This is a genomic window from Psychrobacter sp. CX97, assembly GCF_057396285.1.
Window position 1 is genome coordinate 65,909 of the sequence record NZ_JBXYJE010000005.1, and the last position, 15,939, is coordinate 81,847.

The 15,939-nt window shown below is 41.1% G+C and carries 14 protein-coding genes; 8 read left to right on the forward strand and 6 right to left on the reverse strand.

Annotation, left to right across the window (positions count from 1 at the left end):
• Nucleotides 1-200: 200 nt before the first annotated feature.
• From AC2SLL_RS05460 to sstT, 3 genes are all read left to right on the forward strand, one after another.
• Nucleotides 201-1,856, forward strand: coding sequence for a leucyl aminopeptidase (locus AC2SLL_RS05460; RefSeq protein WP_486530675.1), 1,656 nt, complete (start codon nucleotides 201-203; stop codon nucleotides 1,854-1,856).
• A 235-nt stretch (nucleotides 1,857-2,091) separates the two neighbouring features.
• Nucleotides 2,092-2,673 (forward strand): DNA polymerase III subunit chi, encoded by a 582-nt coding sequence (locus tag AC2SLL_RS05465; RefSeq protein ID WP_486530676.1) that lies wholly within the window; start codon nucleotides 2,092-2,094, stop codon nucleotides 2,671-2,673.
• Nucleotides 2,674-2,947: 274 nt separating this feature from the next.
• Complete coding sequence (sstT, locus tag AC2SLL_RS05470; RefSeq protein WP_486530677.1) at nucleotides 2,948-4,156, forward strand: serine/threonine transporter SstT; 1,209 nt, start codon at nucleotides 2,948-2,950, stop codon at nucleotides 4,154-4,156.
• 318 nt (nucleotides 4,157-4,474) lie between these two features.
• Here sstT and AC2SLL_RS05475 read toward each other — a convergent pair whose 3' ends face one another.
• The 6 genes from AC2SLL_RS05475 to AC2SLL_RS05500 form a co-directional block, all read right to left on the reverse strand.
• The gene (locus AC2SLL_RS05475) at nucleotides 4,475-4,834 is read right to left on the reverse strand and encodes an AzlD domain-containing protein (RefSeq protein ID WP_486530678.1); all 360 of its coding nucleotides are present in this window, start codon (nucleotides 4,832-4,834) and stop codon (nucleotides 4,475-4,477) included.
• A complete protein-coding gene (locus AC2SLL_RS05480; protein WP_486530788.1) occupies nucleotides 4,824-5,468 on the reverse strand; it encodes an AzlC family ABC transporter permease in 645 nt (214 codons plus the stop codon). The genes AC2SLL_RS05475 and AC2SLL_RS05480 overlap by 11 nt, the downstream gene beginning before the upstream one ends.
• 184 nt (nucleotides 5,469-5,652) lie before the next feature.
• Nucleotides 5,653-6,186 carry a DUF2058 domain-containing protein gene (locus tag AC2SLL_RS05485; RefSeq protein WP_486530679.1) on the reverse strand — a complete coding sequence of 178 codons (534 nt, stop codon included), beginning with the start codon at nucleotides 6,184-6,186 and terminating at the stop codon, nucleotides 5,653-5,655.
• A gap of 186 nt (nucleotides 6,187-6,372) precedes the next feature.
• Nucleotides 6,373-6,702: a chaperone modulator CbpM gene (locus tag AC2SLL_RS05490; RefSeq protein WP_486530680.1), complete on the reverse strand. Its 330-nt coding sequence runs from the start codon at nucleotides 6,700-6,702 to the stop codon at nucleotides 6,373-6,375.
• Nucleotides 6,703-6,787: 85 nt separating this feature from the next.
• Nucleotides 6,788-7,801 carry a DnaJ C-terminal domain-containing protein gene (locus tag AC2SLL_RS05495; RefSeq protein ID WP_486530681.1) on the reverse strand — a complete coding sequence of 338 codons (1,014 nt, stop codon included), beginning with the start codon at nucleotides 7,799-7,801 and terminating at the stop codon, nucleotides 6,788-6,790.
• A gap of 92 nt (nucleotides 7,802-7,893) precedes the next feature.
• Entirely contained in the window at nucleotides 7,894-9,900 is a 2,007-nt protein-coding gene (locus tag AC2SLL_RS05500; RefSeq protein ID WP_486530682.1) for an ABC-F family ATP-binding cassette domain-containing protein, read from the reverse strand.
• 377 nt (nucleotides 9,901-10,277) lie between these two features.
• On the opposite strand from AC2SLL_RS05500, the gene erpA reads away from it, so the two are divergent.
• From erpA to AC2SLL_RS05525, 5 genes are all read left to right on the forward strand, one after another.
• Nucleotides 10,278-10,610 (forward strand): iron-sulfur cluster insertion protein ErpA, encoded by a 333-nt coding sequence (gene erpA / locus AC2SLL_RS05505; protein WP_486530683.1) that lies wholly within the window; start codon nucleotides 10,278-10,280, stop codon nucleotides 10,608-10,610.
• Between the two features lie 387 nt (nucleotides 10,611-10,997).
• Entirely contained in the window at nucleotides 10,998-12,575 is a 1,578-nt protein-coding gene (gene gshA / locus AC2SLL_RS05510; protein WP_486530684.1) for a glutamate--cysteine ligase, read from the forward strand.
• A 35-nt stretch (nucleotides 12,576-12,610) separates the two neighbouring features.
• Nucleotides 12,611-13,135 carry a disulfide bond formation protein B gene (locus AC2SLL_RS05515; protein WP_486530685.1) on the forward strand — a complete coding sequence of 175 codons (525 nt, stop codon included), beginning with the start codon at nucleotides 12,611-12,613 and terminating at the stop codon, nucleotides 13,133-13,135.
• A gap of 205 nt (nucleotides 13,136-13,340) precedes the next feature.
• Nucleotides 13,341-14,873 (forward strand): UDP-N-acetylmuramate:L-alanyl-gamma-D-glutamyl-meso-diaminopimelate ligase, encoded by a 1,533-nt coding sequence (mpl, locus tag AC2SLL_RS05520; RefSeq protein ID WP_486530686.1) that lies wholly within the window; start codon nucleotides 13,341-13,343, stop codon nucleotides 14,871-14,873.
• Between the two features lie 436 nt (nucleotides 14,874-15,309).
• Nucleotides 15,310-15,552, forward strand: a complete 243-nt coding sequence (locus AC2SLL_RS05525) for a GlsB/YeaQ/YmgE family stress response membrane protein (RefSeq protein WP_486530687.1) — start codon at nucleotides 15,310-15,312, stop codon at nucleotides 15,550-15,552.
• Nucleotides 15,553-15,939: the final 387 nt, after the last annotated feature.

The following is a 15,939-nucleotide window of genomic DNA, read 5'->3' on the forward strand; positions in this document are numbered from 1 at the left end:
ACCTTCTGGTAGCCATTAAATCGCATATAATCAGTAGTAAATAGTTAGTCACTAATAAGCATTCAGTAGCAAACGGCTAAGTAAACATAAACTAAACAATAAGTAAGCAAACCTAATAAGATAAACAACAGTCAATTATTGTATATAGAACGTATAACGCCCTCATTTAACATTTAGTAAATAAACAATAAGGAATAATTATGAGCTTAACATTATCTTTAACTAACACTTTACCCAAAGCTACAACAAAGAAACGTTTAAAAAAATCCGTATCGGTTGACACACACTCACAATGTTTGGTTGTCTTTGTTGACGAGAATACTCAAATACTTGGCAGTGATAAGGGCATTCTTGATGCTTACCAAAGTCGCATTACAGATTTAATAGCAGCTTCAGGCTTTAAAGGCAAACTGGGCGATACGGTGGCCGACTTTGCATTAGGTTCTGATGCTAAAAATGCACCATTACAGCTATTGCTGGTTGGTATGGGCAAACTTGAGAAATTAAGTACTAGCAATATACAAAAAGTAGCCAGTGCCGTTTATAACAATACGCATAAACGTTTTAGTAGCTTAACGATTGCTCTAGGTAATGCTTTAACAGAAGATCAATCACAGCAATTTGCGCTAGAGCTATTAAACGCAAGTTACCGCTTTGATAAGTATAAATCTGAAAAAACAGAATCAAAGCTAACCGAAGTGACACTGGTGTCTAATAGTATAGAGCAAACCACATTAGATTATGCCACCGCTGTATACCATGGTCAGTCTTTAACTCGTGATCTAGCAAACGAGCCAGGCAATATCTGCTTCCCTGTTTACATCGCTGAGCAAGCGCAAGAGTTGGCTAAGGCATATCCTGACTTATTAAAAGTAACCGTACTTGGCGAAAGCGAGATGGACAAGCTAGGTATGAATTGTTTTTTAGCTGTGTCTAAAGGGTCAGAGCGTGAAGGACAGTTGGTTATTTTAGAATATCAAGGTAAATCCAAGCTTGATACTGACTCAAGCCGGAGTTCAAGCCTAGCTAATACCTTAACCACTAACCTAAAAGTTGTGGCTGATAAATTACCAACTAAATCTGCTAAAGCAAAATCTAAAAAAGCAACAAGCAAAGCTGAATTAACTAATGATACAGATGCACCTATCGTATTGGTGGGCAAAGGCGTGACTTTTGATACTGGCGGCATCTCACTCAAGCCGGGCGCTGGTATGGATGAAATGAAATTTGATATGGGCGGTGCCGCATCCGTAATTGGCACAATCAAGGCACTTTGTGAAGCCCGATTGCCAGTCAATGTCGTTGGTGCGCTTGCCTGTGCCGAAAATATGCCCGCAGGTAATGCCACTCGTCCAGGCGACATTGTCACTGCCATGAATGGTAAAACGGTTGAAATTCTAAATACCGATGCCGAAGGCCGCTTGGTACTGTGCGATACGCTGTGCTACGTGCAGCGCTACAATCCAAGCGCTATTATTGATGTAGCGACATTAACAGGAGCGTGTGTTATTGCCTTAGGTCATGTGCGCTCAGCCGTCTATAGCAATGATGAAGATGTCCTATTTGACCTTGATAATGCCAGTGCTCAATCAGGTGATTTAATTTGGCATATGCCTATGGATGATGACTATCAGTCTCAACTTGATTCGCCATTTGCAGATATACAAAACATTGGCGGTCGTCCCGCTGGCTCAATTACTGCCGCTTGCTTCTTATCTCGTTTTATTGAGGAGGGTCAAGCTTGGGCACATCTCGACGTAGCAGGCACCGCGTGGAAATCTGGTAAAGAAAAAGCGGCAACAGGTCGGCCTGTACCATTATTCATGCAGTATCTTAAAAACAAGGCTACTAAATAACTGACCTTTCTTTAGAAGTGTCCTCATTTAGATTATTAGGCTAAAAATAAAATATATTCTCATCAAACACGAATGACTTTGAAGAAAATATAACCAGATTAGCTATAAATTAGACGCAGTTTGATGGGAATATAGCCATTTTTACCCCTAAATGTTGGTTGTTGCCAATGAGGGCACGCCTTAATTAGATATACAAAAGAAAGGCCTATATTGAGTAAGCATTGAGTAAAAAATTATGCAAATTAGCTTTTATGTTTTAGGCGAGCGTTATGTTGTTCATGACGACGCTGCTAAGTCCACTGCTTCAGCTGTGAATGCTGAGGCAGTGCTTAATTTTGTATGTAAACTTACCCAAACCATACTCAAAAAAAGCGAACACAGTATGGTCATTGTTGATGACAACAGCGAGCGCCTACAGCAACTCGATAAACAACTCTGGGAATTTGATCCTACTGGCTTTATTCCGCATCACTTAATTCAATCACAATCACAATCAGACCCAGCCAATCCCTCTTTATCTTCCAAAACAGAGGATAGCACGCACCCTGTAGACCCTAAAGCTACTACTACAAAGACATTGCAGGCCTCAATGTTGACAGCGCCCGTCAGTCTTGTATCAACATTGCCTCAGGGCTTTGATGGTGTGGTGCTTAATCTTGCAGCAACAGCGTTATCCTTACCAAATAATGATGGCGTTATACCTGAACGCATTCTAGAAATCATTACCCCAGATGACACCAGCAAACAACAAGGTCGAGACAAATACAGATACTATCGTAACCTTGGTTATGAGCTAATTTATTACCCCATTGATTAAACCCATTATATTTTTAGCTTGCCCTAAGGCTCAAGATTTGTATAATCAACGCACTTAATTGGCTATTAGTGAGACTTTTAGCGGCCATACCAGTATAGGGCAAGGTAACTCTAAACCGATACCCTGTTAACCTCGCTTGTTGTCACTGGCCCTTTAAGCAGCATGCTATTATTTTAATAACGTTTACATTTTTTGCAAGGTTTAACCCAACCACTAACCTCGACATTACTCACCAACAGCTTTGTTGTTGACCTATCAAGTTTTCGGAGCGCTAATGAAAGCAATCATTACTATGTATCAACGCATTGGGCTTGTACCCCTGATTATTATTGGGCTGGTGCTCGGTATCTTGATCGGGTGGTTACTGCCTTCTTTAGCACTATCTCTTGGGCTGCTTGGCACCTTGTTTGTCGGTGCGTTAAAAGCGGTGGCACCTATCTTAGTATTTATATTGGTTATGGCTGCCATCTCTCAACATCAAATAGGTGGCAAAGTTTACGTCAAGCCAGTACTTATTATGTATATTTTTGGCACATTTTTGGCCGCGCTCACAGCCGTTACTGCCAGCTTTATATTCCCTACCGAGTTGGTATTAATTCAAAGTACTATTGAACAAGTGCCACCTGCTAGTTTGAAAGAGGTACTCACTACACTACTCATGAACTTGGTTGCCAACCCAGTTAACGCTATTGCTAACGCCAACTATATGGGTATTTTGGCGTGGGCATTGGTTATTGGATTTGCCCTACGTCAAGCCTCTGCCAGTACCATCACAATGGTTGGTGATTTAGCTGATGCCATTTCTAAAGTGGTTAAAATAGTGATTGCCTTTGCACCGCTGGGTATTTTAGGCTTGGTTGCAAATACCGTTGCCGAAACAGGATTTGAGGCTTTAGAAGGTTATGCAGGTGTACTCGGTGTGTTGGTCGTCTCTATGCTATTTATTGCTTTGGTTGTTAACCCCATTATTGTGGCCGTCAAGACGGGTAAAAACCCTTACCCGCTGGTGTTTACTTGCCTACGTGAGTCTGGTATTACGGCCTTCTTTACTCGCAGTTCGGCGGCCAATATTCCTGTTAACATGAACTTAGCTAAAAAACTTGGTTTACATGAAGACACCTATTCAGTAACCCTGCCTTTGGGTGCTACCATCAATATGGCAGGTGCAGCTATTACCATTAATGTATTAACCTTGGCAGCAGCACATACCATGGGTATCGAGGTCAGCTTTGGCTCTGCTTTATTGTTAAGCATTGTAGCAACGGTCAGTGCTTGCGGGGCTTCTGGCGTACCCGGTGGTTCATTACTACTGATTCCTCTGGCGTGTAGCTTATTTAGCATTCCAAACGACACCGCTATGCAAGTGGTTGCTATTGGCTTTATTATTGGTGTGGTACAAGATTCAGCTGAAACCGCATTAAACTCATCAACGGATATCTTATTTACCGCAGCTGCTGATCCGAAATATGCCCGCAACGCCTAGCTTACTAATACTTGTTTGACCATAAAAAAGGCAATGTCGATATGACATTGCCTTTTTGTTACTGGCATGGTTATCTTTGAAAGCTACAGCGTTAACCTCACTAAGCCTACAACTGTAGTAATTGCGCTTGCTTGCCTTGTACCACTTTTAAGATTGATTGAGTATAGATGAGTTCCATACTTATCATTAAGTATGTTTGGTCGGTGTTTGGGTGCATAAAGCTACAAAGCTAAGAGTATTGGGAAAGTTTTAGTCCTAATAATCGTGCTTTAAAAGAGTGGGAGAATATAATACTTGAGCTTGGAAAAGACGAGCCATTTAAGTAAAAAAAGTACCAAACAACCAAAGAAAACCATTAATTGTGGCAATGCCAGCCACCATGCTGACTAATAACTGGCGGCTAACATGGTAAATCAATAACACGATCAACAACGCACCAATTTGTGCCAGCAATAACTGCAGCTCGGCACTCCCAAGTCGGGTTCCTATAGACAAGTCTTGGTAAGAGAGGCTGGTCAAAATGAGTAGCGTCATGACCGAGAGCGGTAGGCTTTCATTGAGGCGATGCAACCACGGTGTATCGAGTATTTTTTTGGGTATCAATGCAGGGGTAGCACGAATAATAAAGGTTACGGCAGCCATTGCAAGGGTGGCAAATAGCAGATAACTATTGGTCATTATTGTCTCCTAACCCGCTATGCTGTGTCATTAGGCCACGTGCTAAAATCACTAACATACAGAATGTGATTGCCACTAATAACACCCATTTACTCGTAAAAATTGACGCTATTGCTAAGGCAACCACAGCAATGACAATTGGGAAATAACGCTTGATACTTTGAAACTGCTCATAAGCCAAAATGGCAAATAAGCATACCAAGGCAAAATCTAAGTGGGGAATAAGGTCATTAAGCGTACTGCCTATCATGACCCCAATTGCCGATGCGAGCACCCACCAACTCTGATTAAAAAAACTCACAGGTAATATTAATGCGCGGCGTTGCTCCGCAGGTAAGCTGGTCAGCAGTGAAAATGTTTCATCAGTGAGCGCAAATAAACAGTAAGTTTTGGCGAATGTATTGGTCGGCAAATATTTTAAAAGGGGCATACCATAAAAGACATGACGCAGATTAATTGCGGCAATATTGGTGGCAATGTTGCCAATAGGCAAGCCGGCACTTAGCATAGGTAAGCAGGCATATTGCGCTGCACCTGCATAAAGCACAACGCTCAGCACGATGGTCGCCCATATAGGAACACCTGCAACCTGTGCGAGTACGCCAAACGCAATACCAGCAGGCAGATAGCCCATTGCCACTGGCATGCTTTTTGTGAAGCCCTCTACCCACTTATGCTCAGAGTATTGTTGATCAGAGTCCGTATCCACGTGGTTCCTTGACAGTATTCGATATTTTTAAGATATTTGAAACAAGTGAGGGGTATCATGTACACGAGTTACTATAGCAATAAAAGAGTGATGCCATTGCCATGGCAAACTACCACATTAAGTCATCTGGAATGACATAGCTCGCATAAGGATCATCATCGGCAAGCGTCTCATCTGACTTGTCATTAGACACAACAATAAAGCCTTCCATTTTTGTATTGATACGCTCTGCTAACGGTCTTGGCAAGAGAGCATAACCTGACTCCATACGTGCAATAGCCACATGTCCCGCTACGATTTGATCATATAACTTTTGGGTAATATAAATTTTCTTAATTTTTGAGTCATCAACAAACTGATATTCAACGTCGCCTTGGGTTTCAGTAATCTGATGCTGTTTTATCATCTGTACCACATTCGCTCTGAGCGTTTTCTGCTCTAAGGCTTGTTGTCTTTGTTCATTTAGCCGCTGGTCTTTCTCAAGTTTTTTGGCTTGAGCGTCTGCCACTGCTTTTTTTGCCGCAGTCACTGAAGCATCACCTGTACGTTTCGCATGTTGAGTTTGTTTACTTAGTTTTTTGGCTTTTTTACTATCGACCAATCCCGCTTTTAGCAGCTGCGCCTGTAGGGCATTTTTTGCCATAATCAAATTACCTAAATAACCCCTTAATAACTAACTATCAATTGATTAAGAGTGAGTGTGTTAAGAGTTAATGTATAAGAATCAGTTTACTAAGAATTACTTTTGAACGAAGCTAAAAACTAGCTCATAACCTTTTCAAGTCCTTAACATTTATTTACCTGTTGGGAAGCTATGATTCTGCAACTGTTATTTTTTATCCCAGTCTGCATCAATGATGTCAGTCATCTGGTTTTGTGCTTCCCATTGACGTTTAAACTGCCTTAACTGTTCAACTTCATTTAATAAATCTAGTATCAATCCAATAGCAGGGACACTGGCATCAAAGTCTCGGCTTAAACGTGACGCACGGCGCACCGTAGCAAGCTGATATCCTGTGAATTTTTTTACATTTGGTACATCATATTCAATGACGTTTTCTTCAATTAGCTCCATAACCCACTTTGGCTCCTGACCACAAGCAGCAATGAGCTCATCTAACGTTAAGATAATATCGGTAAATTCAGTAGAATTTTGCATAGTGCATATCCTTTTATTCTTACAGGTCTTAGCTTAGTTCGTGATGCAGTCTATTTACTCATCTAAAACGACTAAGAACGCCTCATTAACGTTTTATTGTTGTACCGGCAAAGCTTGTTTTTAACGCTTTAAACATCTCTTTTTGGCCTTCAGTAGTAATGGGAGGGTTGACGATGTTTAAGGTCAAATATAAGTCTCCTGCTTGTTTTGCAGGTATGCCTTTGCCTTTTATACGTAAATGACTTCCTGACTTACTATTTTCTGGAATGGATACTCCCAGCGTGCCTGCTGGCGTCTCCACGTTTATCTTTTCGCCTAATGCGGCTTCCCACGGAGTTATGTTCACGGTTTGATACACATCAGCACCTTCTAATCGAATATTATCTGGATGATCTATGGTTACTTTTAAGAAAAGGTCTCCATTTTTGCCACCACCAAGGCTAGCCGCCCCTTGACCACTCAGTCGAATCTGCTTACCTTCAGTAATACCTTTGGGGATTTTTATTTTTAAGGTTTTTTGTTCTTGAGTCACGCTACCGTTTGCTTGGCGTCTGGGTACATTGAGCTTAATACTATAGTCATCTCCACTATAGACAGAGTCGAGCGTGACGGTAATTTCTGCATGCTGATCTTGCCCAGATGCTGCACTGGCATCCTCAAACCCATCTCCAAAATAATCAAAACCTGACTGACGAGCGTTTCTATTAGATGATTGAGAGGCGCCCCCACCGAACGCTGAAAAAATATCGTCAAATCGAAAGCTGCCACTACCAAAAGGAGCACCTTCGCCAAACTGATCTTTAATATCTTCCCACCTAAAACCACCTTGACTTGCATCGCCCGTGCTTCCAAACCCACCTGAGAAGCCGCCGTGACCGCCAAATGGACTTGACTCGAGGGCATCATATTCAGCACGCTTTTCCTTATCCGTTAACGTTTCATAGGCGTTATTAATTTCAGCAATTTTCTCATCAGCATCAGGCAAGTCACTGACATCAGGATGATACTTGCGTACCAGTTTACGATAGGCCTTTTTGATTTCTTTTTCATCTGCATCTTTGCTGACGCCTAAAATATCGTAATAGCTTTTTTCTGCCATAGTTATGTCCTTTATCGACGAATACTTATTCTCTAGTAACTTTATTATTAGGGCTTCTGGGCGAAATTAAAGTTATTTTACCCGCCCACTGCTCAGCCTTCCTTCTCTTCAAGCTCGCTCATTGCAATCAGTAACGCTTCTTCAAAGGTATCCTGCTGTTGTTGTAAGGTTTTCTGTTCATCCAACAGAATTAAAAGTTCGTCCTTACGAGCATCATCATATAGCCCAGTATCGGCCAGTTTTTCCTCTAACGCTACTAAACCATTGGCTATTTTCTCTAATTCTTGTTCGGCCGCCTCAATGCGTTTGCGAATAGGCGCCGTCAGCTTTCTTTGCTCAGCAGCAAGCTTTCGTTTTTCTTCTTTAGTTAGCGGACTAGCGCCAGAATCACTTTCTTTTTTTGCGTCCTTAGCCCTTTTTTCTGAGGCAATTTTTGCCGCTAGATCTTCAGCAGCGGTGGCAGCTTTGGCATTCTTTATCTCTTTTGACGCCTCTTTGGCTTCAGACTTTCGCTGTTCAGATAGCCATTTCCCATAGTCAGATACATCACCGGTAAACTCATTAAGCTTACCATCATGCACCAAATATAGCTCATCACACACATTTGCAATCAACTCACGATCATGCGATACCAGTACTACAGCGCCAGCAAAACCCTGTAGAGCAAGGGTTAATGCTTGGCGCATCTGTAAATCTAAATGGTTGGTTGGCTCATCCAACACCAGAACATTCGGCTTTTGCCAAACAATAAGCGCCAAGGTTAAGCGTGCACGCTCACCACCTGAAAACAGCTTGCTAGGCGTATCAATGCGGTCTCCCTTAAAATCAAAGCTACCCAAAAATGAGCGCAACTTTGGATCAGGCGTTTTACCTGCCAAACGGCGCAACATAATCATTGGGGTAGCTTCAGCGTCCAAACTATCCATTTGATGCTGGTTAAAGTAGCCAATATCTAGGGTATCAGACGTTTTGTAGGTTCCTGTTAAGGGCTCTAAATCTCCCACTAACGCTTTAATAAGGGTGGATTTACCGGCACCATTCATCCCCAATAGCCCAAGGCGAGTGTCTGGTGTAATTTGTAAATTCACATTTTTAAGCAGGGGTTTACCACCATAGCCAATATCCACTGATTTTAGTGAGATGAGTGGTGAGCTCATATGACGAGGCTCATAAAATTGAAAGCTAAATGGGTTATCCGCCATAACAGGCGATAAATCAGCCATACGTTCTAACTGTTTCAATCGACTTTGTGCTTGCTTAGCTTTTGACGCTTTTGCCCGAAAACGGCGCACAAAGTCCTCAAGGTGGGCTCGGGTGGTTTCTTGCTTCTCAAAGGCTTGTTGCTGCTGGGCCAAACGCTCACTACGCGTTCTTATAAACTGAGAGTAGTTACCTGTATAGAGCGTTATTTTCTGATTTTCGACGTGTAATATAAATCCAATAGTGGCATCCAAAAACGTCTGATCATGTGAGATAAGCAGCACCGTGCCATCAAACTTTGCAATCCACTCCTCTAACCATAAAATCGCATCTAAATCTAAATGGTTGGTTGGCTCATCAAGCAATAATAAATCCGCACGGCTCATCAGTGTTTTTGCTAAATTAAGCCGCATACGCCAGCCACCAGAGAAGTCATTAACAGGCAAGTTGTGCTGATTGGTCTTGAAACCAAGGCCAGACATAATTTGGGCAGCTGTAGTAGGCGTGCGATAGCCATCAATATCGTCAAAGCGTTGGTATAAATGTGCCAACTCATTATCGCTAAGAGTATCAGGACTCATCATCTTGCCATTTAACTCGTACCACTCTCTATCGCCACTTAAGACGTAATCGATGGCTGGCTGATCACTGCCTTCAACTTCTTGCGCCATATGCGCCACATCCCAACCACTTGGAATGCTAACATTACCAGCATCTACAGTTAGCTCATCTTCACTATGCTCGCCCATATAGGTTAACAATACACCAAATAAGGTAGACTTTCCTGTTCCATTATTGCCCGTCAATCCTACTTTTTGACCTGGGTGAATTTGAAATGTGGCATCTGAAAATAAAACTCGACCGTCTCGGCGGACACTAACTTGGTTAAACTCAATCATGTTTATAAATCGCTTTAATCGTTTTATTGGTGAATATTAAGGGTAAAGGATAATAAGGGTAATTTTGCTAAGACTTGGCTGCGCTAGGTAACTTCTATTTATTTGCCTAACAATTTTTTGCTGAACATTATTGATAAAGCCCTACAATACTGTCATTTTAGGTAACAGTATATCGAGTTAGTTGTTAACGTGCTGTTGAAAATCAAGCATTATGCCTCATTATGCTATACTGAGTAACTCAGAATTAAATAGGTTTAGAAGTTGTTAAGTCCATATGGCTTAAGGTATTAAACCTTACTAATAGTATGGAATTTACGTAAAATGATGCATAACTTCATTTAACCTTAAGTGCAAGTTTTACGCTTCGCGAGGATAATATGACACCAACGATTACATTAACAGACAGTGCTGCAAAAAAAGTGCGTAAATTACGTGATGAAGAAGGCGACAATAATTTAATGCTACGAGTGTACGTCACTGGTGGCGGTTGCTCTGGCTTCTCTTATGGGTTTAACTTTGCAGATGAGGTGGGAGAAGATGATGCCAGCTTTGAAAATGAGGATGTTACCTTACTGGTTGACTCTTTAAGTTATCAGTATTTAGAAGGATCAACAGTGGATTATACTGAAGGCCTTGAAGGAGCGCGCTTTATCGTTAGTAATCCAAATGCTACCACGACGTGTGGTTGTGGGTCATCTTTCTCAATTTAACCGATTTAAGTTAAAAAGTGTCAATAAAAATCATAGCACTGGCATTAAGTCCAATATAAACCTCAAGTTCATTATATCATCCATCTACCTAACCTAATGTGACGTCTAACTTTCATTCCTAAACAACTCTGTATAAAATAGCCACTACACATCCTATTTAATATTTTGTAGGGGCTATTTTATCTCTAGTATTGCCTATCTTACAATGATTTGACGGACTTTGGTAAATGCGCATGATTTTTTTAGGGGTTTGAGCTACACTAATTTAATCATTTAAAGACCCTATTTAAGATCATAAAAAGACATCTCTATACCGAAATAGCCAAAAAAAAGAGATTAAAAAAACATCCCCAAACCGATGTGTTAAAACGACTTTGAGATTATTGTATGAGTGACGTAAAAAGCCCAAAAAACCAATGCCCTCTGCCTTCTTGGTTAACCAGCCAACATCTGGCCGGGATGTTACGAGGCATTGAAAAAGAAGGTTTACGGATGCAACCCGATGGTTATCTTGCACAAACGCCTCATCCTAAGTCTCTAGGCTCTAAGCTGACCCATCCACACATCACTACCGACTATTCTGAAAGCCTACTTGAGCTAATTACATCGCCCAAATCTACCGTTACAGAAACACTAAAGATGTTGAGTGATTTGCATGTTCTGGTATATCAATCTCTAGAAGAAGGTGAGCTGATGTGGCCATTATCTATGCCCTGCATGCTTTCCTCAGATGACGATGACATTCCCCTAGCTGATTATGGTAGCTCAAATGTCGGCAAATTAAAAACTCTCTATCGCAATGGGCTTGGCGTGCGTTATGGTCGCCGTATGCAAACCATAGCAGGGCTACATTATAATCTATCCTTTAGCGATGACTTATTTTCTGCTTGGCGAAATAATTCGCCTAATATAGAGCAGCAAACCTCGCTAACTGACTTTAAAAACACAAAATATTTAGGGCTTATTCGTAACTTTAAACGGATGAGCAGCCTAGTGCTCTATTTGACAGGTGCCAGCCCTTCAGTGTGTCCTTGTTTTTTGGCAGGACGTGACCACGACTTAACGCTATTAAATAAAGCCACTTATTATAAACCTCATGCGACAAGTTTGCGTATGGGTAAGCTTGGCTATACCAACAGTGTGCAAGACCAATTAGATATCCGTTACAACTCATTGCCTGAGTATGTCAAAGGTCTACAAAGTGCTGTCAATACGCCATTTAAAGGCTTTAGCAATCTTGGTATTGATGACAAAGATGGCAATCCGATTCAAATTAATGATCACATTTTACAAATTGAAAACGAATACTACAGCCCAATCAGGCCAAAACAAATTACTGAGTCTGGAGAAACCCCAAGTCATGCCTTACAAACTCGTGGCATCGCCTATGTGGAGTTTAGAGCAGTTGATTTAGATCCTTATAGCAATATTGGTATTCGTTTATCAACGGCATGCTTCTTAGAGGTGTTGGCTCTATACTGTCTGCTATCAGATTCTCCAGAATTGATGCCTGATGAAAACGCTTTGCTAGCGGATAACCAAGAGCTGGTTGTTAATCATGGCCGTCAGCCAGATTTAAAAATTAACACGATAGAAGGCGAAATAAGCTTCCATTCGTGGATGCAAGATCACTTAGAAGCCATGCTACCGTATGCCTCCCTGCTAGATACGCAATATGGTGGTAATAATTACCGTGTTGCAGTGACCCTGATGCTGGGTAAAGCTGCCTATCCAAAGGCCACGCTATCAGCGCAGGTTATTGCGGATACTAAAGAGCTGGGGAGTACGTGGAAGTTGGGTCGACTCCTCGCTCAACAGCACCGTGATACCCTGATGGATAAAACATTGAGTCCAAAAACCCGTGCGAACTACGAGGTGCTGGCTGAGAAATCTTGGATACAACAGCGAGATATCGAGCAAAGTGACACACAGTCCTTTTATGACTATATTCAACAGTATCGCTAAGCGCTATTGGCTTTTAACTATTAGGAATACTTAGTATGCAGCGTCTTTTATCCTATCGAGGTCTAAATTTTACTTTAGTATTTTTTGCCTGTATAGGCATGGCGTTTGCCATTGTCTTCTTACAAAACTTCAAAGGTTTAGCGCCCTGCCCTCTTTGTATATTTCAGCGTATTGGTCTTATGGTAATGGGTCTTTTTGCCCTTATAGCGTTCACTTTAAATCCAAAAAGAATAGGGCTACGTATATTACTTTGGATAGGCTCTATGGCAGGTATTTTGTGGTCAACAGGTGTAGCCGCTCGTCATGTCTGGCTCCAGCACCTACCCCCTGATCAAGTGCCATCATGCGGTCCAGGTTTAGATTATTGGCTAGACGCCCTGCCTATGCAAGAAGTTATTAACCAAGTCCTATCAGGCTCTGGCGAATGCGCTACCATTGATTGGCAGTTCCTAGGGATGAGTATTCCTGAGCAATCTCTGATTTTCTTCAGCTTTCTGCTTATTATTAACTTATTGGTACTAAAGCGTATTTTACAAAATCGCCCCTTTTCTTTTTCCTAATCCTGATACGAGTAATACTAATTACGATAAGACCGAAAATTTTTTAACACCACCCTTAACGATATCGATATATATAGTCGAAGCCAGATAAAAAAGGTACAAGGCAACCGACGATAAGTACTACTATCGTAGGCTTAACGAGGTTAACAGCGTTACTGTTTATCTTGCCTTTGGCTATCATTAAATTTAGCACATAAGAGGTTTCATGCACGTTCATATTTTAGGCATTTGTGGCACATTCATGGGTTCACTGGCATTACTAGCCCGTGACTTGGGGCATACTGTAACCGGCTCAGATACTGGTATTTACCCACCAATGTCCACCCAACTTGAGCGTGCCGGGGTGACCATTCAAGAAGGCTATCCTGCTACCCATCTACAGCCAGCACCAGATCTTGTGATTGTTGGAAATGCTATGAAACGCGGCATTGAGGTGGTTGAGTATATGCTTAATGCGGGCATTCCTTATACCTCAGGCCCACAATTTCTGTCTGAGCATGTGCTACAAAAACGCCATGTATTAGCCGTTGCTGGTACGCACGGGAAAACCACCACAACCACAATGTTGGCTTGGATATTACAATATTGTGGCATTGATACAGGCTTCTTAATTGGTGGTGTGCCCTTAGTCGATAGCGATGACGAAAGGCTGTCTAGAGCATTTGCGCATAGTAGCTATTTAGGCGCAGAAAGTTTAGGCACAGACAATACTGATAGTAAGCGTGGCTATTTCGTGATCGAGGCGGATGAATATGACTCTGCTTTTTTCGATAAGCGCTCTAAGTTTGTTCACTATCGCCCCCGTACTGCGATTTTAAACAACCTTGAGTTTGACCATGCCGATATTTTTAAAGATTTAGACGCCATTCAAACTCAATTTCATCACATGATTCGCATGATACCAAGTGATGGCCAAATTATTATGCCCGCTGCAACGCCAAGCCTAGAAGCGACTATTGATAAAGGATGTTGGACGCCGATCTGGCGTACTCAAATTGTGGATAGCACTAACTCACCTGATAGCTCAGTTAACACAGTTAGTAATGATAGCCCCATTAGCCAGTGGCAAGCTGATTTAATTCGTGATGATGGTAGCCAATTTAAAATCACGTTTAACCCAGCAGAGGGCAGTATGGCCAGTGGCGACGTTAACTGGGGTATGAGCGGACGCCATAATGTTGAAAATGCTATGGTTGCGGTGGCAGCAGCAGTGGATGTCGGTATTTCTGTTGAAGATGCGTGCCATGCTTTATCACAGTTTGCAGGTATTAAGCGGCGTATGGAGTTGATTGGCGACTTTGAGGTAACTCATGATTCTCAAACGCCTTCAACACAAGTTCGCATCTATGATGACTTTGCCCATCATCCGACAGCCATTACCACCACGTTAGATGGTGCAAAAAAGAAGCTAAAACTTTCAAAAATATGGGCCATTATAGAGCCGAGAAGTAATACCATGAAACTTGGTGTGCACAAAGATAGTTTAGCAGCATCTGCTATGCTTGCTGATGAGGTTATATGGTATGAGCCTGCTGGCTTAGAGTGGGGATTAAAAAACGTTATCAACATGGCGTCTGGTATAAACAATATACAACATGTTATGAATGATACGCAGCAGATTATAGACTACCTTACAGCTAAAGTTGGTACATCAGGGCAAGATGAGGCGATTATTATCATGTCTAATGGTGGTTTTGAAAATATCCATCAAAGAATGATAGAAGCTTTTAAGGGTTAACTATTCAGAAGATGCCCAATAGCGATTAACTGTTGTTATCCGTCTTATACTCGTCTTATGGAGATAGGCTCATGTTAATAACACAGTCCACCCTATGATAAGCTGTCAATTCTCCTAAGTTAGACTAAAGAGATCAAAATAGCTGATAAATTAAGGGGTAGTTAACACATCTTAATAATTTAAAAAAATAAACTTATTTTATCTGTATTTCAAAGTATCAATCAAAGTGTCAATGTACACAATTTAATACAAAGTATACATTCCAATAAACAAAATTAGCCAATTGGTATCGATTTTTTTTATTTTATCACATACGATGTACATGAATAACAATTAAGGCTTATCTCTTGATGATAATATTGCATACTATAAACATTGATATAAATGAATATATTTAAGTGATAACATATATAAATTATATAAATAAGGATACGACATGATTTGGACAGTTATTGTAGGATTGGTTGCAGGTTTATTAGCTCGAGCGATTAAACCTGGTAACGATGCAATGGGATGGATTATGACCATCATTCTTGGTATTGCAGGGGCTTTTGTCGGTGGTTTCATTGCAAGCGCCCTTGGTTTCAATGCGGATGGCGGCTTCATGGGCCTGGCTTTTTCAGTAATTGGTGCGATTATTCTATTGTTTATATATGAGTTATTGATGAGCAAACGTTAATATCTTTATTTATGGTTAGATTTATGGTTAGCGATTGTTAACTATGTTTAGTGTTTACTTATTTAGAGATATCGATAGTGTCTATATAGCTCTAAGGTATTGCAACGATAAGGTAATGACAGGCTATCACGTCTAATAAACGCTTTCAGTAAAAGCGGACTTAAGTAATTAGGTCCGTTTTTGTTATTTATGTCAGACTAACGTTTTTACCAAACACCACTTATTAAGCGTCAATTATAGTCTAAGTGATTAAACTTCTTATTAAATTCGCGTTAAACTTCGCGCAGTGTAAGTGTGATAGCCACGCTGTCTGTCAAGTTACTTTTTTCAGTGACATTTATCACTTAACAAGTCACTAAGTTAGATTACCAGTTTCGTTTAGCACTA

What these genes read in the sequence shown, in the direction of transcription:
- AC2SLL_RS05460 (WP_486530675.1), top strand. Translation starts at nt 201, where the DNA reads ATGAGCTTAACATTATCTTTAACTAACACTTTACCCAAAGCTACAACA.
- AC2SLL_RS05465 (WP_486530676.1), top strand. Translation starts at nt 2,092, where the DNA reads ATGCAAATTAGCTTTTATGTTTTAGGCGAGCGTTATGTTGTTCATGAC.
- sstT (WP_486530677.1), top strand. Translation starts at nt 2,948, where the DNA reads ATGAAAGCAATCATTACTATGTATCAACGCATTGGGCTTGTACCCCTG.
- AC2SLL_RS05475 (WP_486530678.1), bottom strand. Translation starts at nt 4,834, where the DNA reads ATGACCAATAGTTATCTGCTATTTGCCACCCTTGCAATGGCTGCCGTA.
- AC2SLL_RS05480 (WP_486530788.1), bottom strand. Translation starts at nt 5,468, where the DNA reads ATGGGCTATCTGCCTGCTGGTATTGCGTTTGGCGTACTCGCACAGGTT.
- AC2SLL_RS05485 (WP_486530679.1), bottom strand. Translation starts at nt 6,186, where the DNA reads ATGGCAAAAAATGCCCTACAGGCGCAGCTGCTAAAAGCGGGATTGGTC.
- AC2SLL_RS05490 (WP_486530680.1), bottom strand. Translation starts at nt 6,702, where the DNA reads ATGCAAAATTCTACTGAATTTACCGATATTATCTTAACGTTAGATGAG.
- AC2SLL_RS05495 (WP_486530681.1), bottom strand. Translation starts at nt 7,801, where the DNA reads ATGGCAGAAAAAAGCTATTACGATATTTTAGGCGTCAGCAAAGATGCA.
- AC2SLL_RS05500 (WP_486530682.1), bottom strand. Translation starts at nt 9,900, where the DNA reads ATGATTGAGTTTAACCAAGTTAGTGTCCGCCGAGACGGTCGAGTTTTA.
- erpA (WP_486530683.1), top strand. Translation starts at nt 10,278, where the DNA reads ATGACACCAACGATTACATTAACAGACAGTGCTGCAAAAAAAGTGCGT.
- gshA (WP_486530684.1), top strand. Translation starts at nt 10,998, where the DNA reads ATGAGTGACGTAAAAAGCCCAAAAAACCAATGCCCTCTGCCTTCTTGG.
- AC2SLL_RS05515 (WP_486530685.1), top strand. Translation starts at nt 12,611, where the DNA reads ATGCAGCGTCTTTTATCCTATCGAGGTCTAAATTTTACTTTAGTATTT.
- mpl (WP_486530686.1), top strand. Translation starts at nt 13,341, where the DNA reads ATGCACGTTCATATTTTAGGCATTTGTGGCACATTCATGGGTTCACTG.
- AC2SLL_RS05525 (WP_486530687.1), top strand. Translation starts at nt 15,310, where the DNA reads ATGATTTGGACAGTTATTGTAGGATTGGTTGCAGGTTTATTAGCTCGA.